The sequence below is a fragment of the Gimesia algae genome (assembly GCF_007746795.1).
Taxonomy (GTDB): domain Bacteria; phylum Planctomycetota; class Planctomycetia; order Planctomycetales; family Planctomycetaceae; genus Gimesia; species Gimesia algae.
Genome location: NZ_CP036343.1, coordinates 4,141,833 through 4,168,584, shown reverse-complemented (window position 1 = coordinate 4,168,584; position 26,752 = coordinate 4,141,833). Strand labels below are relative to the sequence as shown.

Annotated in this window: 25 protein-coding genes and 1 pseudogene; 11 read left to right on the top strand and 15 right to left on the bottom strand. The window is 48.3% G+C overall.

Going from position 1 to position 26,752, the window contains the following annotated elements; translation table 11 throughout:
• The first annotated feature begins 87 nt into the window (after positions 1-87).
• Positions 88-600 (top strand): hypothetical protein, encoded by a 513-nt coding sequence (locus Pan161_RS15455; protein WP_145228506.1) that lies wholly within the window; start codon positions 88-90, stop codon positions 598-600.
• A gap of 374 nt (positions 601-974) precedes the next feature.
• Here the strand turns inward: Pan161_RS15455 and Pan161_RS15445 are convergent, their stop codons facing one another.
• The 4 genes and pseudogenes from Pan161_RS15445 to Pan161_RS15430 form a co-directional block, all read right to left on the bottom strand.
• Positions 975-1,577 carry an IS66 family transposase gene (locus Pan161_RS15445; RefSeq protein WP_197995909.1) on the bottom strand — a complete coding sequence of 201 codons (603 nt, stop codon included), beginning with the start codon at positions 1,575-1,577 and terminating at the stop codon, positions 975-977.
• A 55-nt stretch (positions 1,578-1,632) separates the two neighbouring features.
• Positions 1,633-2,805 carry a sialidase family protein gene (locus tag Pan161_RS15440; protein ID WP_145228504.1) on the bottom strand — a complete coding sequence of 391 codons (1,173 nt, stop codon included), beginning with the start codon at positions 2,803-2,805 and terminating at the stop codon, positions 1,633-1,635.
• Positions 2,806-2,924: 119 nt separating this feature from the next.
• Positions 2,925-3,218 (bottom strand): hypothetical protein, encoded by a 294-nt coding sequence (locus Pan161_RS15435; protein WP_145228503.1) that lies wholly within the window; start codon positions 3,216-3,218, stop codon positions 2,925-2,927.
• A gap of 204 nt (positions 3,219-3,422) precedes the next feature.
• Positions 3,423-4,806, bottom strand: a pseudogene (locus Pan161_RS15430) (IS1380 family transposase).
• 99 nt (positions 4,807-4,905) lie between these two features.
• On the opposite strand from Pan161_RS15430, the gene Pan161_RS15425 reads away from it, so the two are divergent.
• The 3 genes from Pan161_RS15425 to Pan161_RS15415 are packed head-to-tail and all read left to right on the top strand — an operon-like array spanning position 4,906 to position 6,163.
• Positions 4,906-5,280, top strand: coding sequence for a BON domain-containing protein (locus Pan161_RS15425; RefSeq protein WP_145228502.1), 375 nt, complete (start codon positions 4,906-4,908; stop codon positions 5,278-5,280).
• Positions 5,281-5,318: 38 nt separating this feature from the next.
• Complete coding sequence (locus tag Pan161_RS15420; RefSeq protein ID WP_145228501.1) at positions 5,319-5,765, top strand: transposase; 447 nt, start codon at positions 5,319-5,321, stop codon at positions 5,763-5,765.
• Complete coding sequence (locus tag Pan161_RS15415; protein WP_145228500.1) at positions 5,762-6,163, top strand: transposase; 402 nt, start codon at positions 5,762-5,764, stop codon at positions 6,161-6,163. Before Pan161_RS15420 ends, Pan161_RS15415 begins: the two co-directional genes overlap by 4 nt.
• Positions 6,164-6,186: 23 nt before the next feature.
• On the opposite strand, the gene Pan161_RS15410 is transcribed toward Pan161_RS15415, so the two are convergent.
• The 6 genes from Pan161_RS15410 to Pan161_RS15385 all read right to left on the bottom strand — a co-directional run bounded on the left by Pan161_RS15410 (position 6,187) and on the right by Pan161_RS15385 (position 11,181).
• Positions 6,187-7,392, bottom strand: a complete 1,206-nt coding sequence (locus Pan161_RS15410; protein ID WP_145228499.1) for a methionine adenosyltransferase — start codon at positions 7,390-7,392, stop codon at positions 6,187-6,189.
• 56 nt (positions 7,393-7,448) lie between these two features.
• Positions 7,449-8,381 carry a PAC2 family protein gene (locus Pan161_RS15405; RefSeq protein ID WP_145228498.1) on the bottom strand — a complete coding sequence of 311 codons (933 nt, stop codon included), beginning with the start codon at positions 8,379-8,381 and terminating at the stop codon, positions 7,449-7,451.
• A 321-nt stretch (positions 8,382-8,702) separates the two neighbouring features.
• Positions 8,703-9,155: a ferritin family protein gene (locus Pan161_RS15400; protein ID WP_145228497.1), complete on the bottom strand. Its 453-nt coding sequence runs from the start codon at positions 9,153-9,155 to the stop codon at positions 8,703-8,705.
• An 80-nt stretch (positions 9,156-9,235) separates the two neighbouring features.
• Entirely contained in the window at positions 9,236-9,589 is a 354-nt protein-coding gene (locus tag Pan161_RS15395) for a DsrE/DsrF/TusD sulfur relay family protein (protein ID WP_145228496.1), read from the bottom strand.
• Positions 9,590-9,918: 329 nt separating this feature from the next.
• A complete protein-coding gene (locus Pan161_RS15390; RefSeq protein WP_197995317.1) occupies positions 9,919-10,332 on the bottom strand; it encodes a ferritin-like domain-containing protein in 414 nt (137 codons plus the stop codon).
• Between the two features lie 81 nt (positions 10,333-10,413).
• Positions 10,414-11,181: an acetolactate decarboxylase gene (locus Pan161_RS15385; protein WP_145228494.1), complete on the bottom strand. Its 768-nt coding sequence runs from the start codon at positions 11,179-11,181 to the stop codon at positions 10,414-10,416.
• Between the two features lie 616 nt (positions 11,182-11,797).
• On the opposite strand from Pan161_RS15385, the gene Pan161_RS15380 reads away from it, so the two are divergent.
• Genes Pan161_RS15380 through Pan161_RS15360 form a run of 5 tightly spaced genes read left to right on the top strand, consistent with a single transcriptional unit; the run spans position 11,798 to position 17,016 of the window.
• On the top strand, positions 11,798-12,040 hold the full coding sequence (locus Pan161_RS15380; RefSeq protein WP_145228492.1) for a cbb3-type cytochrome oxidase assembly protein: 243 nt from the start codon (positions 11,798-11,800) through the stop codon (positions 12,038-12,040).
• A complete protein-coding gene (locus Pan161_RS15375; RefSeq protein ID WP_145228490.1) occupies positions 12,037-13,524 on the top strand; it encodes a cbb3-type cytochrome c oxidase subunit I in 1,488 nt (495 codons plus the stop codon). Before Pan161_RS15380 ends, Pan161_RS15375 begins: the two co-directional genes overlap by 4 nt.
• Positions 13,521-14,150, top strand: coding sequence for a cbb3-type cytochrome c oxidase subunit II (locus Pan161_RS15370; RefSeq protein WP_145228488.1), 630 nt, complete (start codon positions 13,521-13,523; stop codon positions 14,148-14,150). The genes Pan161_RS15375 and Pan161_RS15370 overlap by 4 nt, the downstream gene beginning before the upstream one ends.
• The gene (locus Pan161_RS15365) at positions 14,147-14,899 is read left to right on the top strand and encodes a c-type cytochrome (protein ID WP_145228486.1); all 753 of its coding nucleotides are present in this window, start codon (positions 14,147-14,149) and stop codon (positions 14,897-14,899) included. Before Pan161_RS15370 ends, Pan161_RS15365 begins: the two co-directional genes overlap by 4 nt.
• The gene (locus tag Pan161_RS15360; RefSeq protein WP_145228484.1) at positions 14,896-17,016 is read left to right on the top strand and encodes a heavy metal translocating P-type ATPase; all 2,121 of its coding nucleotides are present in this window, start codon (positions 14,896-14,898) and stop codon (positions 17,014-17,016) included. The genes Pan161_RS15365 and Pan161_RS15360 overlap by 4 nt, the downstream gene beginning before the upstream one ends.
• Positions 17,017-17,106: 90 nt before the next feature.
• On the opposite strand, the gene Pan161_RS15355 is transcribed toward Pan161_RS15360, so the two are convergent.
• Complete coding sequence (locus tag Pan161_RS15355) at positions 17,107-17,856, bottom strand: ZIP family metal transporter (RefSeq protein WP_145228482.1); 750 nt, start codon at positions 17,854-17,856, stop codon at positions 17,107-17,109.
• 388 nt (positions 17,857-18,244) lie between these two features.
• Here Pan161_RS15355 and Pan161_RS15350 point away from each other — a divergent pair, with 388 nt between their 5' ends.
• Both Pan161_RS15350 and Pan161_RS15345 read left to right on the top strand, forming a co-directional pair.
• On the top strand, positions 18,245-20,932 hold the full coding sequence (locus Pan161_RS15350) for a bifunctional acetate--CoA ligase family protein/GNAT family N-acetyltransferase (RefSeq protein WP_145228480.1): 2,688 nt from the start codon (positions 18,245-18,247) through the stop codon (positions 20,930-20,932).
• An 8-nt stretch (positions 20,933-20,940) separates the two neighbouring features.
• Positions 20,941-21,903: a histone deacetylase family protein gene (locus Pan161_RS15345; RefSeq protein ID WP_145228478.1), complete on the top strand. Its 963-nt coding sequence runs from the start codon at positions 20,941-20,943 to the stop codon at positions 21,901-21,903.
• A 935-nt stretch (positions 21,904-22,838) separates the two neighbouring features.
• Here Pan161_RS15345 and Pan161_RS15340 read toward each other — a convergent pair.
• From Pan161_RS15340 to Pan161_RS15325, 4 genes are all read right to left on the bottom strand, one after another.
• The gene (locus Pan161_RS15340; RefSeq protein ID WP_197995315.1) at positions 22,839-23,816 is read right to left on the bottom strand and encodes a hemolysin family protein; all 978 of its coding nucleotides are present in this window, start codon (positions 23,814-23,816) and stop codon (positions 22,839-22,841) included.
• 256 nt (positions 23,817-24,072) lie between these two features.
• Positions 24,073-25,416 (bottom strand): SAM-dependent methyltransferase, encoded by a 1,344-nt coding sequence (locus tag Pan161_RS15335; RefSeq protein WP_232103249.1) that lies wholly within the window; start codon positions 25,414-25,416, stop codon positions 24,073-24,075.
• Positions 25,417-25,583: 167 nt separating this feature from the next.
• A complete protein-coding gene (locus Pan161_RS15330; protein WP_197995314.1) occupies positions 25,584-26,048 on the bottom strand; it encodes a hemerythrin domain-containing protein in 465 nt (154 codons plus the stop codon).
• Between the two features lie 13 nt (positions 26,049-26,061).
• Positions 26,062-26,337 carry a BON domain-containing protein gene (locus tag Pan161_RS15325; protein WP_145228472.1) on the bottom strand — a complete coding sequence of 92 codons (276 nt, stop codon included), beginning with the start codon at positions 26,335-26,337 and terminating at the stop codon, positions 26,062-26,064.
• Positions 26,338-26,752: the final 415 nt, after the last annotated feature.

Below are 26,752 nucleotides of genomic sequence, written 5' to 3'. Positions count from 1 at the left end.
AGAGAATTTATTAATACTTCTCGGATCAACACCATGGCTGAGCACAAATAGTGACCGCTATCGGAGATCGAGCAAAAGGAGACAGGTATGATGGAAAAGCCCAAGCTTGGCGAGCCCGACTCGCACGTGATGATGCGACATGCAAAAACTATACTTCGTTTCCTGCTGATCGTCGCACTGATTGCTACGAGCGTACTCTTAGTATTCTTTCGCCCGGCAGCCTATCTGGCTGCATTGCCAGTCCCTGTGTTGTTTCTTGGTTTTGTATTCGTGAATTATCTGGAACGGCAATCCAAAGCAAAAATGCTTCGCAGCACAAATCAGTCGACCATTTCACAAAAAGAAGTTGAAATGGATGTCCAATACGCGGGCATTTATACCGCCATGGCCTTGATGCTGTTATTAGCTTTGGGGACTTTCATCGTGGCAGCAACTATGGTCGAAGATTGGTCGATGATGGGTATGGTCGCAGCAGTCCTCTTTCTCCTATCGGTCGTTATCCTATTTCCTTACATTCCACTGTTTATTGCAGACGCAGAGCACGACGAGCGCGACAAGCTCCAACACGAAGCTGCGTTTCGTGAAGAGCCAAAAGAATGAAACCGCTATCAAATGGATTGACGAATAGACGCGTTGGCTCTTTTTTTTGCGATCATTGAGGCTATGTGCAAAGCATGTATGCAACGATATCTGCTTTTTCACTCGCAGTGGGCATCCAATTGACAGTACGTTTATGACCTCGGTCATCGACTAGAATTGTGTAAACACCTTTAAAAATAAATCTTAATATTCACAGCGCATAGGGAATTCCCCCAGGTACGGGAGAGAACATCATCCTATATGAAGTCTGTTTGATAACCTGATTGAAAAGTACTATTGCGTCTCTAAACTAATGCTAAAAAGAAAGTTGGAATAGCGGAATTTCTGTGTTACATAATCATCTATGTGAATGGTGTGCCGATGAGTGAATTAGTTCAAGTACCATCTTTCGAAGATAGACCCACCAATACAACTTCAGACGAAATTATCAAACGACTGGTTGTTGATGAGCTTTTTTGGGACGGACGGGTTGATGCATCTAAAGTGAAAGTGGTTGTTAATTCTGGATGTTCCACATGGAGACGCTGCATCCAGCTGGCATAGGGAGACTCCATGAATCGAATCAGGTCAGAAGGTGAATATAAAACGGCTTTTCCCAGGGAGCTTTTTGGCAGCGTACGCGGTGCCAGCTCGGCCAGGTATGTTTCAATCCTGTCGAGCACAGGGATCGCTTCACGAACACGAAGCTCGCGACGCGCGTCGACGGGGCTGTCATGCGCACGGTCTTCAATGTCATACAGTTGCCGGATCCATTCCAGCACCTGGTGCGACTCACGTGGATAGCTGCCGACGGCTTTGAAGAACCGGCTTCGAGTATGTGCCCAGCACGCAATTTCGATGACGGTCGATCCGATGTCGGAAAACATCGCGTCGTAGCCGGTAAACGCATCAGCATGCAGGTATCCCGAGTAGCCTTCCAGAAAACCGGTCGGGCCGGCGCGACTTCGACTGACATCGTTTTGTTTGGATTCGTTGATTTACAGGGACGGTCTTGAGAAAGGGGGTCGAGCAAACAACAACGCCTGCCACAGTTCAGTCCAGCCACCAGTGCAGCACGTTGGTCTTACTATCTTTGTAGGCGTGTGAAGCCTGAATCAGCAGACGATTCGGGGTTTGGTCGTTTTTCGAACCGACGATGATGCTGTTGGAATACGCGCCGGTTCCGGTGTCGTGCATGCGCAGGTAGACGCCATCATCCCACTTCGTACCGTCGGACGAAGTGTACAGAATCATGTGACCGCTGCCTTCGCCATACGCACCGCTGCGGCCATGCATATAGAATGTTCCGTTGAAGCCGATGAACTGAGGGTTGCGGATCTTGCGGCGGAAGTGCGAGGCTTTCACGGTGGACCACGTCGTGCCGCCGTCGGCGCTGGTTGTGTAGTCGAGGTCATGCTCGTTGGTGCGGTTGTAAACAAAGGCGATCAGATCACCGTTCGCCAGACGACCCAGCGATCCATAGCCGCGGTCTTTGGTGTTGAAGGGCAGCACGCTTCGTCGGGTGAAGGTCTTGCCGCCATCGCTGCTGACGTGGAGTTCAAAGATGTGCTCGTCGGTCGTTCCCCACCACGTTCCCGTGGCGTCGTTGGCGAAATGCAGCGCGCGGATTTCTCCGTCATGATACACGGCGTCGTAAACTCGGCCGCGCGTTTCGCACACCGGCTTGGGCTCGCTCCATGTTTTCCCACCGTCCGAGCTAATGGAAGACAGCGGTGTCCAGTAAGGTTGCCACAGCGCGGTCGTCGAGATGTCACAGATCAGGTAGAACAAAACGATGTCGCCTTGATCTGTCAGCACCGCTTTTTCGGCCATCGCCGTGCGGCCCTCGCCTTTCTTAAAGAGTTGCTTCGAGAACGGCAGCGGCAGCCGCTTGCTCCACGTCCGGCCACCGTCCAACGATCGTTTGAACTCCATCCATCCGACCGCCGAGTGGCCGCCGTTGTCGCCGGAGCAGTTGGGGTAGAAGGCGAGAAGTTTGCCGTCGTCGTATTCCACTAACGCATGCCCCAGATGTCCGCTGCGATTGGCTGTGGAATGGTTAACAAACAGCATGCCCGTGTTAGGCGGATTCGGCGGTGTGATCTTCAGAGCGGACGTCGGCGTTGACTGGGCCCTTGTCGTGTTGGCGGCCAACGTAACAAGGAGTGCGACCGCGCCGATCCGAACGAAACATGTTGGAAAGTACGTTGCAAAGTGTTGAATCATGCGGGGCCTCCGAAGGCTTGTTGTTGTGGACGACAACAGTAGCCTGCCGCCCAAGACGCGGCAGGCTCGTTGCTGATAGTAATTTTGTTTCCCAGTAGTCTACGAAAGTGAAACGAGGGTTAGTAGTAGGGCTGTTTTTTGTGGCGCGAATGAGCCTTCAAATAGGCTTCGACGATCCTGGCGGCGTTCATTATCGACTGGTCTGCGAACCCTTGGCGGGAGTCCTTCGGAAGCCCCCACCGGGTCACCTCGCCAAATTCATCCCAATCGGAAATTTCCGCCGATTCGCTCAGGCCATACATTTCGGCGGCTTTGTCAGGACTGGCATACTGCTGCCTGAGCACGTCGATCCAGGCGGTCTGATGTAATGTGAAGAAACAGCACCTCGACTTCCTCGAATCGAGATTTCCCATATAGATCAGCCTGAAACCACTCCAGGCATGGACGTTCTTTGATTGTAACCACTGCGGTCCCCCGTGTCTAAAACAAAGTGATTTTTCGCCACTCTTGTTGTGCCTCTGTTGTTGAGATCCGGAAATTGCTGCCCGAGCGAATCATTTTTCAGTAGTCAACACGGTTTCTGCGCAGACATTCTCTGTGAGGAACCCCGTTTTTCGCTATTTGATATACTTCCGCTTCACGTCATGCGTTACCGGAGGCGGAATTGCCAGTCGTGCAATCCGATCAAGAATCGCGGCGAACAATCTCCGTGGCACAGCCACTTCGACCAGTTGAAAGAATACGTACTTGGCATGCCGGGTTACCTTGGCCCCAACCTTGATCGGGTTCTCCCGCAGCATCGTCAGCGACCAGTTCTGTATAGGCTTGGACAACGCCAGTCGCCGCAGGAAGTTGCCGCAGGAAGTTGCCGAGGTTATAAGCTTAGGAGAACAGTTGCAGCCGCGCCTGATTGTCTTTGAATGTATGGCAGGAGAGCTTCGTCCATCTGACGGCGTTCTTTCCTTCCTTAATCCACTGCTCGGCCGTACCGCGACCGTTGTAGAACTTCACGACATTCTTCGAGTGTCGGTTCAAGTTGGTCACGATGAAGCCGACGCGCGGGAACAGTTCGCCTGCGTGCCACTCAACTTTGGCCACCACGCGACGCGATCGCTGCCATGATTTTGCTTGATATTGGAAGCGATGGAAGAAGACCTGGGGCTTGTGGGAAGGTCGTCCGACCGGACGGGTGAGCAAATGCGAGATTTCCCGCTCCAATACGGCGTTGGCTTTGAGGCGAACGACGTAACGATAGCCTGCTTTCTCCAGCACACGATACAGCGCTGGAATGGCGAACGCCGCATCGCCACGGAAGAACTTCGGAATGTCCAAATGCCGATACCGTTCGATCACCGGCAGCAGCACCTTCCGCCAGTATTTCGCGCTGGCCTTGTTGCCACGCCGCCGCATCGCGTACTCCAGATCACCATACTGGTTGAACAGAAACAGCGGATGGTAACAGAAGCATGCAAAGTGGCCGTTGTAGGCCGCGCCCTGTTGCCGGCCGTAGGTCTCACTGACGGGGCTGTCCAGATCCAGGATGAGTTCTTTGAGCGGTTGCCGCCGGTGGACGTTATCGATCCAGCGTCCGGAGAGCTTCATCAGCGCCGTGAGATTGCGCTTCGTGCTGAGCATCTGCGTCTCGAAGCGGCCCACCTCGCTGCTCGAAGCCGCTTGCTTCTCCGGCAATGTCGCCCTTCCACCAACCACGTGACATAGTGCCGGGTCCACGCACAACCGCTCGGCGTCATTGACATCTTCGTAGCCTGCCAGTCGGCTGTAGATCGACTGACGCAACAGCGGCACAAGTTGGTGCTGCTTGTTGCGGCCCTGGCGTGAATCGCTCAGCACATCTCCGCCCATTTCCGTCAGACCGAGCGCTTCATCCAGTTCCCGGTAGGCCAACAGTCCCGCATCGGTGGTGACCTGACTGCCGCAGAACTTCAGCTTCAATCGGCTGTCAAAACTGACCCGTAAATCCTGGTTTTGGCTGTCACCCATCGAGTACCCCTGTCAGCATGGCATGAATTGGTAGAATAACCTTGTTTTGTAGGGGTGTGGCGCAAATTACGTGCCAAAGTGTAGGAAGTCATCTGGGAAATGCGGGTTAATAATGGTGTCGTCAATCTGAGCGGGGAGGTTCCGACTCATGCAGATTATTATTCTGCTGAGGCGGACGTACGCATGATTGATGATGTCGTTGCAGTAGAGAATGAGCTGCAGGTATTTCATCCAACACTGGTGCCTGACAATGAGCTCCGTTCAAATGTGAATACGGTATTAATATGGTCACCCGAAGTCGAATCTTCGGACATCAATATTATAGCAAAGTCCGGATGGATCACGCTGACTGGTACGGTGAAGGCATGTAAACATAAACATATCGCTACAGAACTGATAGAAAGTGTGCCGGGTGTGATCGGAATTACTAGAAGCTGTCTCATAACGTCAAAAAAAGTGAACTGTTTGGCGTGACGTTTGCATGTGAAGTTCTCCTGAAAGGAGAATTACTCATGTATATGACGCTGGTCTGGTGGCCCAAACGAAAACGGGTTTCCACAAAAGCAGCGTCCAGGACGGAACGCCCGGTCATTTTGACCGATAACCAATGGTCTTTAGTTGCAAAACTGTTTCCCTGGACTCCCCCCTCCAAAAAGGGAGGACGTCCCAAGGCCCACCCACGAGATTGCCTGGAAGGCATTCTCTGGATTCTGGTGACAGGAGCGCGATGGAAAGATTTACCAAAAGAATATCCCTCTAAAGCCACCTGCCATCGACGGTTCCAGCAATGGACAATCGAAGGGCGACTTTTGTCTGCCTGGCAAATCATTCTGGAACGAATGGATGAAGCCGGCCAGATTGATTTCTCAGAAACCTTTAAAGATGGCACGTTTGCCTCGGCAAAAAAAGGGGTAGAAGAGTTGGCCCGACTCGTCGTGGCAAAGGCACAAAGGTCATGATTTTCGTCGATCGTCACGGGACACCTGTGGCGATCGACACAGAATCGGCCAGTCGCAGCGAAGTCAAGCTGATCGAGCAACTTCTTGCAAAAAACACATTGCAAAATCGACAACCCGAACGACTGGTTTATGACAAAGCCGCCGATTCGGACCCACTGCGCAAACGGCTGATGGAAAAAAAGATCGATCTGATCTGCCCGCATCGAAAGTCGAGAGTCAAACCGAAGACGCAAGACGGTCGAAAGCTCCCACGTTTCAAACGACGTTGGATCGTAGAACGCAGCATTGCCTGGCTGCATAACTACCGCCGGATTGTCACACGCTGGGAATACCACGATTACCTCTACGAAAGTTTTGTAATTCTTGGATGTTTATTTACACTATTAAAAAGGTTTTGAGATGCCTTCTAGTAACGATACCTCTAATAAACGCTGAATTCTCCGCGTGACAATCGGACGACAAAATCATCAATTCCAGCCAGTTCCTGTTGGACGATTGCATGTAGAGCTGTCTCTACATCCTGAAGGCTGATATTATCACTCAAAACGACTTCAATACTCATCATCCAGGGATCGTTGATCTCACGTCCGATCTGACTACATAACCAGACGCATACTTCTTTCACTGGTTCAATAGATGCATGAATTTTATCCGCGAGATGGTGACTCAAAACATTATAGATTTTTCCGACGTGACTGACCGGATTCTTGCCAGCCGCCGCTTCTGTACTCATCGGACGATTCAAGGTAATTAACCCATTGACTCGATTCCCGCGTCCTACCTGACCTCCATCTGCACCTTCCGCAGAGGTTCCTAGGACTGTCAGATACATGCCCCCCAACCCCCGTTCAGGATCATCGAGCGTATTCAACTCAACCTGAACTCTGTCGAGAGTCTTGAGTTGAGGTTCCAGAAATTGAATCAGTTCCTGCCGCATTTCCTGCTTTCGGTCGAAATATTGCTGGACGTCTTTGATATAGCGATCAACCATTGCTACTGCCACTGTCAAATGCAAACTTCGATCACGGCGAATTCCCATGACTTTGACATCTTCTCCCGCTTCCGAAAATTTCTTCTTGAATTCGTCTGAATTGATCCGCCGCTCGGTAGCTAGAATTAATTGTTCCGTTTCAGAAAGGGGCGCATAACCGACGGCTGCAGAGGTGTCATTGGCAGTAAGTTTTTTTCGAGAAAATATATCTGTCAGCTCTGGTGAACCGGCCTTCAGCTCATTTTGAAAGACTAGATGCCTGTCGGGATCAATCAAACGCAAATTCTCTTTAATCCACTCCCGCGCACTATTGATGGCAATATCTTCAGTCGAAATTCGGTAACCGTCCCATTCTGCTGTAGCGCGGTCACCGATTACAAGACGCATGGGAACTTGAACAACTCCTCCACCGAGAGCGGGAGTCGTTTGTCCGGCGACAAGTAGTCCCTTATCAATATTATGATGCAGCACACGACCGGCTCGCTCAAGATAGGTCTCACATAAGGCAATCGAAACCGATTCCGCAATGCCGTCACAAATCGTATCTGGATGTCCAATTCCTTTTCGTTCAACAAATTCGGTCCGTCGCTCTGATGTAGCCACATTTCCCATAAGTTCCAACTGAAAGTTTTGCATAAGAACACTCACTTCTTAATTATGGACACATATGTGGACTGCTTTGTAGCAGAGCTTCATTTGTTATTTTTGAACAAATCCAGAAATCGATCTTCATATTCTTTGAACAAATTCAAGCGATCAAGTTCCTGTTTTAACTCATATGCTTTTGAACGATCCTGGATCGCTTGCTCAAATAATTCCTCAATGTTTTGTTCTTCTTCCGGTGTCAGTTTTGGCTCTTCTATTGGCTCAGGCAGATAAGCTTCTTCGTATGTTTCCTGCTGTCGTCCCATTGAATTTTCCACATGAGACAACAATTCTCCCAACTTCTGCTCCATTTCTTTCCCCTGTTCGGAGAGTTTTGTCGTATCGACCTCAATCCCGGAGATAGATTTGAAAGCTTCAAGTACCGCCAGAGATGCCTTGGGAAACGGTAACTGAGAAAAGATATGAGGCATTTCTCCCAATAGACAGGTTCCTTTTAGATTCTTTTCAGCGGCCGCTCCTAGAAGAATCCCATTTAAACCACTGATGTTCCCCTCTTCAAGAATGTTCAAATCCAATTGCTTTAATTCTCTCAGACTCGTTTCATCGGTCACTGCTCCAAATACGCGGGATTCATGCTCGGGATGCATGGCCGTCGCCATCGCGGCAAATGTATAAACGCATTCAATTCCGAGATCTTGAGCATAAGCAATTAACTTTTGACAGTATGTATACTTTCCAAGCTGAGGTTGTGCTTCTCCGATTAAGACCACGAGATCATGTTGTTCTTCAGGATCTCTCCAGAGAAAAAAACGGCTGCGTGGTCGCATCCCCGTTCGAATCAAGCCGTGCTCAACTTCTACATAATCGACATCAAACAGTTCCGGAGGAGAATACTCTGCAAACAGGTCCATTCCCAACTTTGCCATCAGGTAATAACCGGCTGTCAAACCGACATTCCCCATTCCCGGCCAGGCAGCGATTAACCAGGGAGCTGACAAATTTTTTATTTCGTCCGTCATCCTGCATACCTCCAGAATTGTTTTGTTGACCTTTTAGTATTCTTTGCCATTTCCTTGTGCAACCAGAAAAAACAATGCCACAATCTTCATCGATCATCTTCCTGCACATTGATAATACTGTTAGACTGAATTTTGTCACTTCTAAAATATAAAAGAGCAAAGAAACGAGACGTTAAAAGTTCAGATCGTCTCACCAGAAAGAGGGACCTCAATACTTTTCCTTAGAGGATTTAAAAAACATAAGGGTTAACCTGATGGTAGAACAACGTATCAAACAGGATGATAACAATTCACAATGAGCGTTCGTTCCGGCCAGGCCCTTTATTCCCATTCCTGCAGAATCCGAACATATTGGTGTTCCTTACCTTCTTCCAGCTGTATCAAATCAGCGAAGAGTTCCTGTACGCGCGGGACTGGGGCGGAAATCGCAAGGTCTCGGTACAACTTCACGAGTTTTGTGTCCAGCAACAATACATTTCGAATAATCTCTTCTGGAGTCATTCCCATGTGTAAATCCACCTCTTGAAACGCTTCGTCTATGATTTCATCTGAGGAGAATTGAAGCCAAGTTTCGAGCACGCCTTTCCCTATCGCGTCTTTTTCATAACGATTCAGAGCCTTGCTAAAATTTTCCTCATGTCGCCCTAGATATCTTAGGAGTAGTTGCAGACGCGAATCGGGCTCTTGTTCACCGAGTTGTTTGCACACTTGGTTAAGCTGGGAATGTATGGCTCGAATGTGGTCTAAGATATCTTTGACCTGTTTGGATGGCATTTGAGATTCTCCTTCCAAAAACTTACAGTAGGCATCCGTACCTGGGACTGTTAGATTGTTACGAAGTTCAACTTGATCACTCAGAAGACAAGCACCTTATCGGACCATAAAGTCCAGTCGGTAAGTTGATCCATGTCGCTGCGCTGGCACCCATCAACGAGCTCGTCATCGGCTATGCCTCGTGCTTCCATACAAGAACCGCAAACGCCGATTTCCCCTTGATGGCTCAGGACCCGGTGTAGCATGACCTCCAGGTTGTAATAGCCTTGGGGAACTTTCTGGCCATGCTTTGCACACACCGCAGCATCGCTGATTAGAAAGACTTTAACCTGGTTACCTTCGTGTCGTGCAAGGCTACCAGCAAGCCGCAGATCGTTATAGGAGTGCTCGCTGCCATACGGTGGATCATTGAGAATGAACAGAAACTTTGCCATTACAGGCTCCTTTCAGAAACACGATTGGATGGGTAAGAGTCTTGATCATTTCTACGGCTGCTTGCGTCCCATCATGGTATTCACAATTCTATTATACCCAGTTCGCTGCTTGTATTCATTATCACGTCGTACTTGACTTTCCAAATCCATTTCCATGAACGAACTGTTTCGTTACAATTGGGTTGTACTACTAGTTTGCTGTATGATTCAGTAGATGCACGGCCGAAGGCCATGAGCACAGCAACCAGTACTCCATTCATCATGTGGGCTGATCCAATTGAGAGTCGTCGTTCGATATGGAAAGCAGATGAGTTAGGATTAATCAATCCTTAGCCGAGAAGTCTCCTCATTTCTTCCGCGTGACCTGCTTCGTCAACCGCCTGTTCTTCCATCTTCATCTTCAAGTCAACGAGGCCTTCCTGCTCCGCAAGACTCGACAGCTTCATGTAACCTGCTACATCGACTTGTTCCTCGGCAATGTCCTGTTTGAGCATTGTCCGCACGTCGCTGGGAGGAGGAGTCAGATCCGGGGTCAACTTGGGCGTCTCCCCGAGCATCACGATCTTTCCAGCCAAATACTGGGCGTGGCCCACTTCATCGGTCACTTCGCTCAGATACATCTGCCGTACGGATTCCCACTCGGCCCCTTTGATCGACGCTCCTTGGAGCATATACCGCAAGAATGTGGAGACCTCACGGTTGAGTGCGTGGTTCAGCCCCTGAATGAGTTCTTCGCTTGCCATTATCATCTTTCCTTTAAAAGTTCACGTCTACAAACACGGCGTACTAACAGATTAGGCATTACAGAGCTTCGATCAATCCTTCTATTTCGCTATTTCCTCGGGCAGCATCAGAGTCGTACCCGATTGTAACGTGACTTGCTCAACATGCCCAGTCCGCATCTCACCACTCCGATCATCTTTATAGAGTAGGTGTACGTGAGTCGTTGTCGCGGGGTGTGTAATATTACCCACAGAATCCTTGGCGAAGACACCAACAAGCTTGCCTGTGATTTTCATGAGATCCGCTTCGTAAGGTCGCTTTCCCTGAGGGAGAACCTCTTTTCGCATTCGCGCTCGTATCGGACAAGCCCCGTTGATCACATGAAAACGGACATTTTGGAAATCACCCTGAATGACGAACATAAAAGGTTCATTAGTATTGAGACCTATTTTCTTCGCTGTCTGTTCAATCAGTGAATCTAAATCGTCAGACTTAATGGTCTTAGTAACGGAATGCTCAGTCCAAGACTCGACATAAGCTCCAACAAGTAATGCGGCTTGCGTTTTCTGGGAAAGTGTTTCTGAACTGAGAGCACCATCAGACTTCACCTTTGTGAGAATGACTTTTCCATCAAAAACGGTCGCTTCACCAGCGAGAGAATCCAATGCTGCAACTCCATAAAAATGTAGCCTTGCGGTCAGGTCAGTAAACCTGACACGGCCTTGATGCTTTTGCTTGCCGATCACCTCATGTATCTTTCCATATTGAACAAAGCCTGAGTTTTTTGCCTCTCCGGCGATCGCACTTTTGAGACTACCGATCATCGCAACGAAAAGCCCGAAAAGAAGTATAAGTGCTAGTCGACTCATTTCAAAATCTCCCAAAATTTGTTGGACCACAATATGATTAAATCATAGTTTTTAAAAATCAATGAAGCAGAACTCATCCATCCAGTGCTAGAAACACTCACGTCACCGCTTCTGCAATACGCCCTTTGTTATTCATCACGTTACAGAACCCGTACTCCTTCGAAAACTGGAAAATAGCCCCATCTTCAATAGGGAAATCCCCTAGGTCTCAACTGGCTATTCAAAAATCTCTCCGGTGTTTACTTACTCATAACCAACGGTTATATTGAAAAGTGTTTTGAGATCAAGAATGTCGTTTGGAAATCGCATCCAGAATTGAGATGTATGTCATGGCCGATACACATAGCTTATCAGTAGTACTTAACGGGAAGACAAAAGATGAATTTAGAGAAATTGAACGAAGACTCGTTGACTAATTGATTGTGATCATTCAGTTTGTTACCTAAAAACTGTAAAGACGGTCGAATGGACTGGATCATGCAAACATAGCCTTGGTGGCTCTTGAATTTTTTATCAGATTAACAGTACTGCAGCAGCTTGTGTTGACTGGAAAAGTGCTTGAGATACCAACCAATCTACAAGAGATTGGGAATACATTGAAGGAATCAAACAAACGATGACACTCACGCATGCAACAATTTGGTTATTCATGTTACTACTGGGAGGGACGGCAGTTGCTGCTTTGGTATGGGCGTTCGCGACAAACCAATTGCGAGACTTTCAAGCCGGAGCCACCTCGATCTTTGATGACGACGAACCGATAGGAGAGATGACAGACACATTTCCGGGAGATGAGGCAATGTTTCAATCGGATCAGAGCATTCAGAGAAATCTGAGAAACGATGGAAATGAAGAATGAACCCAGACAGTAATGTGTCGACCACCAGCAACCAAACAGCGGATGCGCAGCGGCGATACGAAATGGATCGGTCCTGCCGTGAGGTTGTTGTTTTTTGGTATGCGAGTGCTGTTCTTTGGCTTCTCTTCGGTTCACTTTTGGCGCTGATTGCATCGATCAAGATGCACACACCCGGATTTCTTGCCGATTCAGCCTGGCTGACGTTCGGACGCGTCAGACCTGCTCATCTGAATTCGATGACCTATGGTTGGGCGTCTATGTCAGGCATGGGAACGCTTCTCTGGCTCATGACACGACTATGCAAAATTCGACTTCCGTGGAGAGAAGCTTTGCTCATTGCGGGCATCTATTGGAATATAGTCGTTGCGATTGGGGTTTGGCAAATTCTTGCCGGTAACGGTACAAGTATCGAATGGCTTGAGTTTCCCTGGTGGATTTCAATCGCACTGGGAGCGGTTTTTATTCTTGTGATCGCGTTGACTGTCAAGATGCTAAATACGCGGCAGGAAAAACATCTTTACGTATCCCAGTGGTACCTACTTGGCGCGACGATCTGGTTTCCGTTTCTCTATATTGCGGCCACAATCTTGATCCACACCCCCACGGCCATTGGTGTTGCAAAAGGGACAGCCAACTGGTGGTTTGCTCACAATGTTTTGGGGTTATGGTTGACGCCGATTGGGCTCGCGTCTGCTTACTACATGATCCCCAAAGTCATCGGACGTCCTATTTACAGTTACTCGCTTTCGATCCTTGGTTTCTGGACACTCGCCTTATTCTACAACTGGGCTGGCACACACCACTTAATCGGTGGACCGCTGCCAGCGTGGGTCATTACAGTCGGCACAGTTGGCAGCTTGATGATGTTCGTTCCCGTAATTACGGTCGCCGTGAATCATCACATGACAATGGTTGGCCACTTTAGGAAGCTGAAATCCAGCCCGACATTGCGGTTCACGGTTTTTGGTGCAATGGCCTACACGATTGTTAGTATCCAAGGATCACTGACGGCACTGCGGACAGTCAACGAGACAGGACACTTCACGCACTACACGATCGCACATGCGCATCTTGGTGTCTACGCGTTTTATACAATGGTTGCATTCGGTGCGATGTACTACATCATGCCGCGACTGATCGAGCGAGAATGGTACAGCAGTCACCTTATCAAGACTCATTTTTGGTGTACTGCGATCGGGATGAGCATGTATTGGATCGGATTAACGTGGGCTGGTTGGATTCAAGGCATGATGATGAATAATCCTAATATCCTGTTTATCGACATCGTTCGCTACACCATACCATTTCTTTGGTCACGTAGTATCGCCGGTATTTTATTGACGATTGGACACATTGCCTTTGCAATTCTCGTGTTCAAGATGTTACGTCGTGATGGTGATTGGCTAGTTGAGCCAACACTGTTTCGATCAATGAAAAATGAAGATACACGACCAGCGTCGCGATTACAGGGAGCGGACCAATGAACCGTGTTGTCGTCATCATTCTCGGAATACTCGCAGTTGTAATCGCATCTTTATTAGGGCTTGTTATCGTTCCCAACTGGCAGTTTGAAGAGATGCAGCCAGTTGAAATTGTTTCAGCCGATGGAAGCCAGACGGTTTATCCGGTTGCCTTGGACAGATGGCGCGAAGCGCCCGGCCGGGAAATGTATCGCAGCCTCGGATGTATCTATTGTCATTCGCAGCAAGTGCGGCCTGAGGGGTTTGGGGCGGACTTCGAGCGTGGCTGGGGCCAAAGGCGATCTGTGCCGCGTGACTATGTGTTGCAGTCCCCACCGTATCTCGGGACGATGCGCACAGGTCCCGACTTGGCCAATATTGGGGCGCGACAACCTACGGAGCAATGGCATTTGTTGCATCTCTATGATCCCCAAATCACGTCGATCGGTTCCACAATGCCACCGTTCAAGTTTCTCTTTGAAAAACATTTAGGATCCGAGCCAACGACTTCGCCGGGAACCCTTGCTATTCAACTACCCAATGCATATGCAGGACAGCCGACTTGGATTATCCCCAAGAAAGAGGCGATGGATTTAGTCGCATATTTGCTGACGCTACACCAGAAACATGATTTGGAAGACGTCAAATGATTGAGCCTGAGCATAGCCATGAACCCCGTTCGCTCGACTCTTATGAACAAGAGAATCGAGAATCCACTGATGTCCCCGAACTTCACCGCGCCGTACTTCGCGAGCAATTTGAGCCTTCGGAAAGGGAAAAACGTGCACCGCTATTGCTGTTGCTTGGGATCATCGCTATGTCGATGTTGGGAGGTTGGTATCTGTCAGCCTACGATGGTAATCTTGATCCACACAATTATGATGGGCCAGACGCGTTTGTGTCGAGAAGTGGGGGTTCAGGTAAGCAATCCCCGAAAGTGATCGACCCGATGCTGCTTGGAAAAAGGATTTATAACAATTGTCTTTCTTGTCATCAAGCAAACGGTGAAGGCTTATCAGGAAAGTATCCACCACTGAATCAATCAGAATGGGTTGCCAGTGATGATCGTATTCTTGCCCGCATTCTGCTGAGCGGTCTTTCTGGACCGGTTGAGGTAAATGGCAAGAGATTCAACGGGCAAATGCCGGGATGGAAGCAATTGAGTGATCGCGACATTGCTGCCGTGCTCACATATGTGCGAGCGTCATGGGAGAATCGGTTTCCGCCTGTTGCGGAAGCAACTATCTCTGAGGTTCGTTCGTCTATCGGAACGCGCAGGGCATGGACTGCTGAGGAGTTAGAATCGCTTGAATTACCTGTAAGAGTGATGGTAGACCAAAATGACGTAGCAACAGAAGATTCTGGAAAAACTGATCGTGACCGTGAGGTTGAGAAATGAGTTGTTGCCATTCCACCAGGGAACCACCTCTCGAAAGACCACAGGCTTTACTGTCTGCAGATGCGGAGAAAAAGCAGTTCATGTGGTGTGTGGTGCGTCTTGTTTCTGCGGCGTTTATTGCAGGAAATAGCATGCTGTTTACGCTGACGTTCAATCTGTCTATCATGGAGCCAGCAACACGTCAATGGTTCTTGATTGGATTGTTATTGTCGGTAGTGTTGGTTTTTTCATTGCTTGTTCCTCAGTTCATTGCTGGTCTGAAATCGGCTTGGCAACGTCGTCGATTAGGCGTCGAAGGATTGTTTCTACTGGGGATGGCGGGGGCAATAGGGATTTCGCTAAACTCCGTGTTGACTGGCAGTGGATCGGTCTATTTCGAGGTCGTGAATATTCTGTTGGTCATTTACAGCTTTGGTGCGTTAGTGAAAGAAACAACGCAGTATCGCGTCGCGCTCGCTACCCAGTCGCCACTCGACCGTCTGTCAAGTTGTCTTGTTGAAACGGAATCAGGAGAGTGTCTCCGCGTACCGATCACACAAGTTCAACCGAAGAATCGTATTCGGTTAGCTGCGGGAGACATCGTTCCCATCGATGGCATAATCGTTCAAGGAGAAGCGTTTGTTTCGGAAAGCGGGATGACGGGAGAGCCGTATGTTCAACCCAAAATCAAAGGCGATTTCCTCTATGCAACCAGTCTCGTCGTGGACGCACCGCTGGTGGTGGAGGCAAGTCGTGCTGGCAACGTTCGCGAGATTGACGCGATTCAACGGGTCATCGAAAAACTCAAACAGACGCCAAGTCGTTGGCAATCGCTGGCCGAGCGTATCGCCAGTTGGTTCACGCCGTTTGTTTGCTCTGTTGCCCTTACCACGTTCGTGGTATGGATGACTCTGGATAGTGTTTCAGCCGGTTTGTTCACGGCACTAGCGGTGTTACTGGTCGCTTGCCCCTGTGCATTTGGTTTTGCAACACCGATTGCCATCTGGCAAGCCAACTCAAAAATGTTTGAGCTAGCGATCGCACCGCAACGAGGTGATCTCGTTGAGCGGTTGGCAGAGATCGACACGGTTGCCTTCGACAAAACAGGCACACTGACCGTCGTGCAACCAACACTCTCATACGTCGATGTTCGCATGGATTGTGAATGGTCTCGCGAGGAAATATTAGAGATCGCCGCCGCAGTGGAATCGAGGTCATGCCATCCGATCGCCGCCGCGTTTCACCGTGATGGCACGAACCAATTCACTTGCGAATCATTTATGTTGGTACCAGCGGTTGGTGTTCAGGCAGTCGTCAGGCGTGACGAAACGCAGCATGATGTCTTTCTAGGGCGAGTGCAAAACGAGAGTGACGAAGACAATGGTAAATACAGTTCGTGGTTTCGCAACTTGGCCGCAGCCGACGAAACGGTGGTTTTCGTTTTGATGATGCAAGTTGATGGAGAGATCACAGCACGATTTCAAGTCACTGAGACCGCGTTTGACAGCGTGCCCAGTGGAATGGTAGTACTGAAAGAAACTGGCGTGCAAACGTTCGTTCTTTCCGGCGACAGTTCGTCCCGGGTCCACAAATTACCTGCCGATACGACGGTCGGAGCGATGACTCCCGAGGACAAAGCCGACTATGTCCGGAAGCTGAATCGAGACGGTGCGCACGTATTGTTTGTGGGGGATGGAATTAACGATGCGCTGGCGATGGCAGAAAGCGACATCGCGGTCGCTGTCTCCAATGGTTCAACCATGCTGCATGAAACAGCAGATGCAGTCTGGTACGGAAATGACTTGCGTGTCTTTGCCCAGTTGATCGACATGTCGCGTCGGACAACCAATCGACTGCGCACCACTTTGCGATTCGCACTCGTCTATAACACGATCGGCATGATCGTGGCGGCGAGTGGATATTTGCATCCGGTGTTCGCCGCCGTACTGATGCTCGGTTCGAGCTTGTTCGTCGTGATTCGTTCCGTCGATCCGGGATCGCCAGCGCCAGTTCGGATTCCACGCGACAGAGACTCCTTGTTACAAAGTTCCCAATCGGCTCCTGCTCCGGAAACGCTCGTTCAGATTTCACTTAACCCATGTTATTCGCAATCGCAACCAGCGAAGACGGGTGAGTAATGATGTATTTACGTTTAAAATCTTGGAAGGTGTGAGCTTCTTAGTTTCACTGGCAGGTTTGGACGAGGCTGATCACTGTCGTTGGAGATCTCAGATAGCATCTTGAATAAGGAGCCGAATGATGAATAGTAGAACCAAACCTGATATAAAAGAGAGCAAGTGAATAATGTTTGTGCGAACGTCTGTAGCTTGTTTGATCTCGGGAATGAGGTCGGCGGCACCGATGTAAATGAAGTTGCCTGCAGCGAAGGGAATAAGAAATGCAACGTCCATCTGCGCTGAGACTGTATAAGCGATTAACCCGCCGAGGGGAAAAGTCAAGGCGGAGAGGAAGTTATAGATAAGTGCGTTGGATTTCTTCCAACCTCCATGCACTAAAACCCCAAAATCTCCCAGTTCTTGCGGTACTTCATGTGCTGCTGCAGCCAGCCACGTTACGATACCCAATCGAATATCGATGATAAAGGTAGCTCCAACAGAGAGACCACCGATGAGATTATGCAAGCCATCTGCGATGAGGATCAAGTATGTTAATGGCTGTTTGCGTTGTTCAGCTGGATGGTGCGAATGGTGCCAGTGCATGAATTGCTCAAGAAAAAAGAACAAAACAAAGCCAGACATGAGCCAGACATAGACGGAAATTTCATTTCCGAAATGTTCTATCGAAGCGGGAAGCATATGAAAGACAGCACCACCGATTAGCGATCCAGCGGCAAAGGCAACGAGTGGAAGTAAGATTTTGTTGAGAGTACTTTCACGCAACACAAGCGTCAGACTACCTACAAGTGCAATCGCACTCATAACGAGTCCCGATCCGAGTATCCAAGTCAGTGTCTCCATAGGATTCTACCATTAGGGCCTGAATTACTTTCTACTGTTGCCAATCTATTAAAACTTTGAGTGGGTCAAACTTTGTTGTCAAGTCGGGAATCAGATTAAACAGAGTAAGTTCTTTAAAATCCTTTGAGAGTTAGCAATCTTGCGAGAGACAAGATTTCTTTTATCCAGTCCGGACGCCATAGTATTCTAGCAGTGATTCAGGATATAATTGACTGAAGTGAGTATAACGTATCACTATTTTTTGACATCTATAAAGATATTTACAGTGGTTTGAAGAAGATCAATTATTGCGATGAAACGTCAAAGTACTACATTGTGTGAGATGCAAGGATTCTCGACCAGAGGGTATGTGTTTATCAGTAAGAACTAACGATTCACGGTGAGTTAGATGAGCGTTCGAAACCTTGACAAAATTTTCAAGCCGCAACGCATTGCAGTAGTCGGTGCGAGTAACAATCCGACCAAGGTTGGGTTTAATGTTCTAAGTAATCTCATCGGAAATGGATTCCGTGGTGTTGTCTACCCGGTCAACCCGAAGTATGAGGCAGTACAAGGGATTTCGGCCTATGAAAATGTGAAAACTCTTCCGAAGCAAACCGATCTGGCCATTGTTTGCACTCCTGCTCATACTGTGCCTGGAATTGTTCGGGAGTGTGGTGAAGCAGGAATCAAGGGGATGGTTATTCTCTCCGCAGGTTTCCGCGAGTCCGGAAAAGAAGGACAAGCCCTGGAAGAACAGATTAGAGAAGAATCGCGAAAAATCCCTGATCTGCGAATCATCGGCCCGAATTGTCTGGGAATCATTGTTCCCGGCCTGAAGCTCAATGCGAGCTTTGCAGCGATGACTCCAAAGCCGGGACATGTGGCATTTGTCTCCCAGTCTGGGGCGCTTTGCACAGCTGTATTGGATTGGGCGGTTCAAGAAGATATCGGATTTTCGCATTTTGTGTCGATAGGCAATATGCTTGACGTGAGCTATGCTGATCTGATTGATTATTTTGGCCAACAAAGCAAAATCCAATCCATAATTCTCTACGTGGAGTCGATCACCGAAGCCCGTCAGTTCATGTCGGCTGCTCGGGCCTTCACGAAAACCAAACCAATCGTCGCGTACAAAGCCGGACGCTTCGCAGAATCAGCCAAAGCGGCTACTTCTCATACTGGGGCCATGGCTGGCGAAGATGCCGTATACGATGCAGCATTTCAACGCGCGGGGATAGTTCGGATCTACGATTTTGACGAAATCTTCAACTGTGCAGAATTGCTTTCGCGTCACGATCTTCCCAAAGGAGCGAGACTGGCCGTTGTTACCAATGCGGGTGGCCCTGGTGTGATGGCCACCGATGCCTTGATGGCTTGCGGTGGAACGCTGGCGCAGCTCTCTGAAGAAACGATTCAACAACTCAATAATGCATTGCCGCCCTATTGGTCACACGGAAATCCCGTTGACATTCTCGGTGATGCGTCTCCAAAACGGTTTGCGGAGGCCACTCAAATTGTCCTGAAAGATCCGGACGTTGATGCCGTACTTGTTGTTTTCACACCACAGGCTATGTCAGATTCGATGGCCTCCGCGAAAGTAATCGGTCAGAGTGCGCAACACTCTTCCAAACCAGTTTTGACCGCTTGGATGGGAGGGCGATCAGTTGAAGAAGGAATCAACTGCTTAAATAAATGCGATGTTCCTACTTATGCCACACCAGAACAGGCCGTTCGAGCATTCATGTATCTTGTATCCTATAGGTGGAACCGTGAAATTCTCTATGAAACGCCGCGAGATATTCCTTGGGAATTCACTTTAGATAATCAGAGAAGAAAGAAAGAATTGGGAAGCGTTCTCTTTGAGGGACCGGAAATTCTTTCTGAGAACGTTTCTAAAGAATTGCTGGCAACCTATGAGATTCCAATCACGAGAACATTCACTGCTCGGTCCGCCGATGAAGCCATTGAAGTCGCTGAGCGAATCGGTTACCCCGTAGTTTTGAAGGTACTTTCACCACAGATTACTCACAAGACAGAAGTTGGTGGAGTGTTGCTGCACTTAAATCACTCTGAAGATGTAAGAAGTGCATTCCAGCAAATCACAGCGAAGATACGGCAGGTTCGACCGGATGCCCAAATCGAGGGTGTGACTGTGCAGAAGATGATTGCGTCGGAACAGGGCTTGGAATTGATCGTCGGTGCCAAGAAAGATTCAACATTTGGTGCAATCATTCTTGTCGGGACGGGTGGCATTACGGCAGAGTGTTTCAAAGATCGTATCCTGGAACTTCCACCTCTGAACGAACGATTGGCGCGAAGGATGCTTGAGTCCTTGAAGTCCTGGCCGTTACTCAAGGGATATCGTGGTCGGCCTGCAGTCGATTTAGATCGACTCATCGAGGTGCTGATCAGATTTTCCTATCTTGTGGCAGATTCTCCGGAAATTAAAGAATTTGATATCAACCCGTTACTTGTGACCCCAAATGACATCATAGCGCTTGATGCCCGAGTGGTTATTGACAAGCCCCTTGTGAATCGGGCTGTTCGCCCTTATTCGCATCTTGCCATATGCCCCTATCCAGAACGATTTGTTCGTCAGGACCGGTTAAAAAATGGAGAAGACGTGTTGTTGCGGCCTATCCGACCGGAAGATGAACCGATGTGGCACACATTGCTCGTTGCATGCACCCCGGAATCCATCCATGCCCGCTTTCATTCTCTGTTCAGATCCATCACACATGGGATGGCAACACGGTATTGTTTTATTGACTATGACCGAGAGATGGCAATTGTAGCTGAAGTCAAAGAGAAAGGAGAACGGAAACTTATCGGAGTTGGTAGATTAATTGCTGAGCCGAACCACGAGACGGCTGAGTACGCCATCCTGGTAGTTAATCCCTGGCAGGGGAAAGGATTAGGAACACTATTAACCCGGTATTGTATGGAAGTCGCAAAATCATGGGGGCTCCAAAAGGTGGTTGCTGAAACTGATTTAGACAACCAGCAGATGTTGGCTACGTTTCGCAAGCAGGGTTTTGAACTTCGTCACGACATGGATTTAGGCATTGTCTATGCCTCTAAGAAATTGAATTAAGGCATTTCATGGCACTGTTATATGTTGATCCACGCTTTCTCGAACACCGAACTGGGATTCACCCTGAGTCTCCCGAACGTCTCCACTATTTATATACCTACTTGATAACGACAAAGCTCATCGATCAATTTCAAGTAGCAAAGTTTGCTCCAGCGCCCCTTCAGCAACTTCTTTTAGTCCATGATCCGGAATACATTTCTCATGTAGAGAAGTTTACAACTTCCGGAGGTGGTCTGATTGCTCCGGATACAGTCGTTAGCAAGGCATCTTTTGAAGTCGCCAGTCTCGCTGTTGGGGCGGTGATTGATGCCGTCGATAGGGTATTTGAAGGTCCACATCACCAAGCAATATGCCTTGTGCGACCACCGGGCCATCACGCACTTCCAGAAACTGCCATGGGGTTTTGCCTTTTCAACAATGTCGCTATTGCGGCGATTCACGCTCGGAAGCGTGGTGCCAAACGAATATTGATCGTGGATTGGGACGTTCATCATGGGAATGGGACACAAGAAGTATTTTATCGAGATGCCGACGTATTCTATGTATCGATTCACCGTTCGCCATTTTTCCCATGGACTGGTGCGTCCGATGAAACAGGAGCAGGGCCAGGTTTGGGAACCATTTTTAACTTACCACTCCCGTTTGGTGTGTCGCGGGCTGATCTTCTGACGAAATTCCAAGAGATTCTACAACAAGCCGCGAATCGCTGTCGTCCGGATCTTGTGTTATTAAGCGCCGGCTTCGATGCACATAGAGAAGACCCTATTGGATCGCTTGGTTTAGAAGTTGAAGACTTTGCTTCATTGACCTCCTTAGTTGTGGATGTCGCAAATCAATATTGTGATGGCCGTTTAGTGAGCACTCTCGAAGGAGGCTACAACATCCCGGTTCTGGCAAAATCTGTAGAGCGTCATTTGATAACAATTCTCGAAGAGGGTAAGTCCACAATCCCAGATAGAAGTATCTCTTGAGAAAGAGATACACATAGCGGTTCTCGTATCAGGTCACTCTTGAATCTAAATTTGACAGCTTGGATTGCAATGAGTATAACGAGTAGAATGAGGTAGATTCCTTATAGGTATGCTTAATTCAGGACAGAATTTACCGACATATCGACTCAACCAGATGCATTGAAGAAACTGCATATTTTCTGCAGTACAATTATGTAGAGATTGGACGAGTAGGTGTCTACCCGACTGAAGATGGAGATTTTCCCCACTCTCAGTATCTGTCGAGAGTGTGAAAGTGTTAAATGAAAGAAGTTCTTTTACTAGTTCAGGTACAAGCTGGCTCCGATTCAATGCCAAAGGAATGGTGGGAGCGTTTGGAAGGCAGTTTCAAGTTACGAAAACGAAGTGCGCGTTCCTGTTTCTATCAAGCGCATCAGAACAAACGCCTTTTTTTGTTCGCACATTTAGCTGTTTAAGATTGGATTCGACAGTCTTAGTTGCGCAACAACTCTTTTTTTGCTTTACAACAATTGATTGATCTGTTTCACAGAAACAACTATCCTCACTCTGCAGACACATACAAGGAGATGCATTTGCATAGATACTTCCTGGTACTAGTGTTATCACTAGAATCATGTAAATGATTTTTTGTAAAACAGAGTGCCGAGACTTAAACTTAAGTCTTTAAAAGGAATGTTGAATTTCGTACATGTATAGAATAATGCTACTTATAAGTAGTGTATGAATCAAGACAAATCTTAATAGAGGTATCGTCTGATGCAGTCAATCGTTCGTTTTTGATTGCTGCACCGTAAATGACGAGTTTCGCGAACAAAATCGACGAATGTCTCGTGCAATTTATATTTGGATCTGTTTCATCAGATTGCTGCTGACCGCAATGTCGTGCTGGCCGCGTGCGGCGGCAACAATTGAGGTAACGATTGAAGACATGAGCGTCACCATCTCGACTCAACGTCCTTCTCATCCTCAATTTCGCCGACGATTTCCTCCAGAACGTCTTCCAATGTCACAATGCCGACTGTTCGTTCCATCTGCTGAACGACGGCCAGATGCTGGTGACGCGTGCGGAACTCCATCAACAGTTTGTCGGCGCGAGTATCGGCACAGACGACAAATGGCGAGTGCAGGATCGAGGTGATTGACGTCTCTTTCTCACCATCAGCAAGCATCCTCAATACATCACGGGCGATCAGCATACCCCGAACATCGTCAGGAGATTTTCCGAACATCGGGTAGCGTGAAAACTCCTGAGTGCGAATAATATCTGCTGCTTCTCTAACCGTGGCCGATGCAGGAATGGAGACCACCTTTTCCAGCGGTGTCATGATGTCTTGAGCCATCCGATCGTTGAGGCAAAACGTTCGGAAGATCATGTGGCCCTCGTCCGGTTCGATGTGGCCGCCCTTTCGACCTAGTCTGACGAGCGCGCGTATCTGCGTTTCTGTTCCGATTTTCCTTTGTCCCCGCATCAACGTGTCGGAAAGCCAGGCGAGCGCAACGCTGAGCGGATAGATGGCGAACCCCAAGACGCGAATCACTGGGGCTGACCAGCGAGCCAATCGCGGCGCGTAATGCGATCCCAGCGCCTTCGGAATCACTTCCGAAAAGACAATCGTTCCGAGCATGAGCACAATCGTGATGGGAACCAAGGCCCTTGGGCCGTAAAGTACGAATGCCTGCTGGCTGACGAGAATCGGCCCGAGTACATTGATCAGGTTGGTAAGAATCACGACGACGGCCAGCGAATGAGTCAGTTCCTGTTTCACTTCCCGCAGCCGTCGCGCACCGTATTTGCCGCGTAGAATCAGTTCATCGACCTCCGGCTGAGAAACGCTAAGGACTGCTGCATCGACAGCGGCCATCAACCCGGACAAGGCGACAAATACGGCAATTGAACCTAGAAGCCAAAGCATGAACTCACTCCCCATGCAAGAAGAATCTGGTGTGAAAGTATTCCTTCGCCAAATATGTCACAAATGCATCATCATTACAACTTCTTGGCGCCCGACTGGGGTATGCGGACGCGTAAATTCACAATGAGGGGGCTGACTAATCCGGATACTCGCAACTTGAAGCAAGCAACGAACAGCCGACTACGCCAGGAATAGTAGCCGCTGCGTGATACATGCAGAACGTCGCATATCGCACGTATCACCCTCCATAGCCGCTTTATTCTTTTATCGATCCAGAAGATTCAGTCTGATACAAACCGGCCCGTGTCCACGGAATTTCATTATTTCCGCCATTCGTAAAGACCACCTGAAACAATTGCAGGCAGCCGACACGAAATGCGGCAATCGAAGCCGACAGATAGAGACGCCAGGTGCGGATGAAATTCTCATCGAACATTTCTCTGACCTGATCGATATGCTGTTCATACCTTTCCAACCAGTGTTGCAACGTGAGAGCATAATGCAGGCGTATATTTTCGACATCAAGAATCGAAAATTTTGGAGGTTCGAAAATCTGCATCATCTCGCTCAAACTGGGAACATGCGCACCGGGAAAAATTTGTTTTGTCGTCCAACTGTCTAACACGCGCGGCGAGTTACAGCCGATGGAATGTACTAATCCACGACCGCGGGGGCTTTGACAACGGGATATCACTTCCCCCAGTTTTTCATAATTTTTCAGGCCAATGTGTTCTAGCATCCCGACAGAAACGAACGAGTCGTAGCTGCCAGTCATGTTCCGCCAGTCATCTTCTACAAATTCCACACGATCACTCAAGCCTTCCGACTTGGCACGGTCACGTGCATAGACAATTTGTTCGTGCGAAATATTAAAGGCTTTCACTTTGGCACCGTAATTTTTAGCCATATGTAAAGCCAAAGCCCCCCAGCCACACCCCGCTTCGATGACCGTATCTCCCGGTTTCAACCCGATCTTACGGCAGACATGGTCCATCTTTGCAATTTGGGCTGATTCCAGGGACATTTCCGGATCAGAAAAATAGGCACACGTATAAGCCAGTTGCTGATCCAGCCAGAGCTTATAGAACTCATTTCCGATATCATAATGGTGGTGGACATTACTCCGAGCCGCGTCGATCGTATTGCGCCGTAACCAGCTCAAGCCTTTGCGAATCCCATCTCGATAAAAGTGCTTCGTATCGACGGTATGTGTGCACCGGTTGATCGCTTCATTAAAGGCAATCAAACCGCCTTCCACTTCTATCGTGCCTCGGGAATATCCGTCGCCAAAATACAAGCTGGGATCGATCAACATCTTATACAGCGTGTTACGATGATTGATATAAACACGAACGGGAGGAGAGGACACGGAAGTCGAGATCACGGAATTGTCCCATAAAACGACTTCAATTTCCGGGTTGCCCGCTTTCTGCAGCATAGTCCGCATCAGCCATTTGTCAAAAGCGGTTGCTTTACCTGGAGTATGCTGCGGATCTGGTAAACGATAATGAGTGTCTGAAAGAATCACATTGCTTTCAGAACCTGCCAGTCCTCCTGGTTGCGTACGCTGCATTGTTGAGTCAGACTTTGTTGGATTCACTGTGGTTCTCCCGACCTGCGACAATCAGTTTTTCATCCCATTACCCGGGATTTCTCATTTGGGCTGCGCTTGAAACGGTTTCCAGGATACTTCATGCTATATCTTAACATCGCGTCTGGTACGGAAGAACCAGATCACCTGTCAGTCAGACATTTCTCTGTCCTTGTTCAACAGGTGGAGAACTCCTTGCTTACCATCATTTTGTTAATGAGTTCTGTCTCAGCGACTTCGTGATCGGCTAAGCGATCAATAATATCGTCAAGTTCATCCCCCATTTTTTCCCAGTCAACAAATGTCAGATGCTCACAATCACATTTAAGATGTTCAGCAGCGTCTGTTAAACGATCCAAAAAGATGTGATGTTCGTCACGTAGCTGCTGGAGCTTTTCACGTGAAGTGGTGTCGGCTGCTTTCTCCAAACCATAGAACACCTGCTCTTCTTCATCAAAATGTGAAGCAAGTTGATTGCGAAAACGATAGAGGCGGGCTCCCATTTCTTCGAATTGAGGACCACAGCCAATTTCAGTGACTTCAATCCAAAATGTTCTCAATTCGCTGATCGCATCGGTAATATTTCGGTGTCCGTTAGATGTTTTTAAAAACTGTTCGCGAAATATATCTGGTAAAGGCATGAGATTTTCCTTCCTAACTTTCAATGTATTTAGAGACCCGAATTTCATTGCGGAGAAAATTGACGTTGTTGTTGTGCAAGACAACAGTTTGCGCAAGCTGCTTGAGATAATAACTCGCGACCTCACCGCTCAACGTGACAGTAGAATCTTGAACGGTAATCTGTATGCTTCCATTGGGTAAAATACCCATACGGTGTAATGCTTCCCATAACTGTTCTTCCAGGCGCATATCATTGAGGGCCGAATTATTTAACTGCGAACTTTCCTGAAATTCTCTTACGACGACCATTGGTAAACTCCTTTGATTTCGGATTCAGTGGTCTATTTGTTGGCGTGGTAATTCATCGTTGGTACACAAAAAAAGCCCCTATCGCACAATTACGTGCGATAGGGGCTATCTTCGCCCAAAACATTACCCTTCTTTGCGGCACTGTCTGTAGAAAGGTATTATGACTGATAGTTCACCTTTCATCAGTAAACCACCAGCTCGATAAATATACTACGAAATTTAATGCTGACCGTCAAGCGCGTAAATTATTAATTGTAGAATACAGCAGTATCATCTGAATGCTAACTATGCTTTCGTCGTTAGAATCCAAATTATCGATGCTGGTAACTTATTAACCATTAGGATAATATCATTTTGATGATTTTGGGCTTATGGTCAAGAAACACAAAAGTTTCGATTTGGGAATTCGCGATGG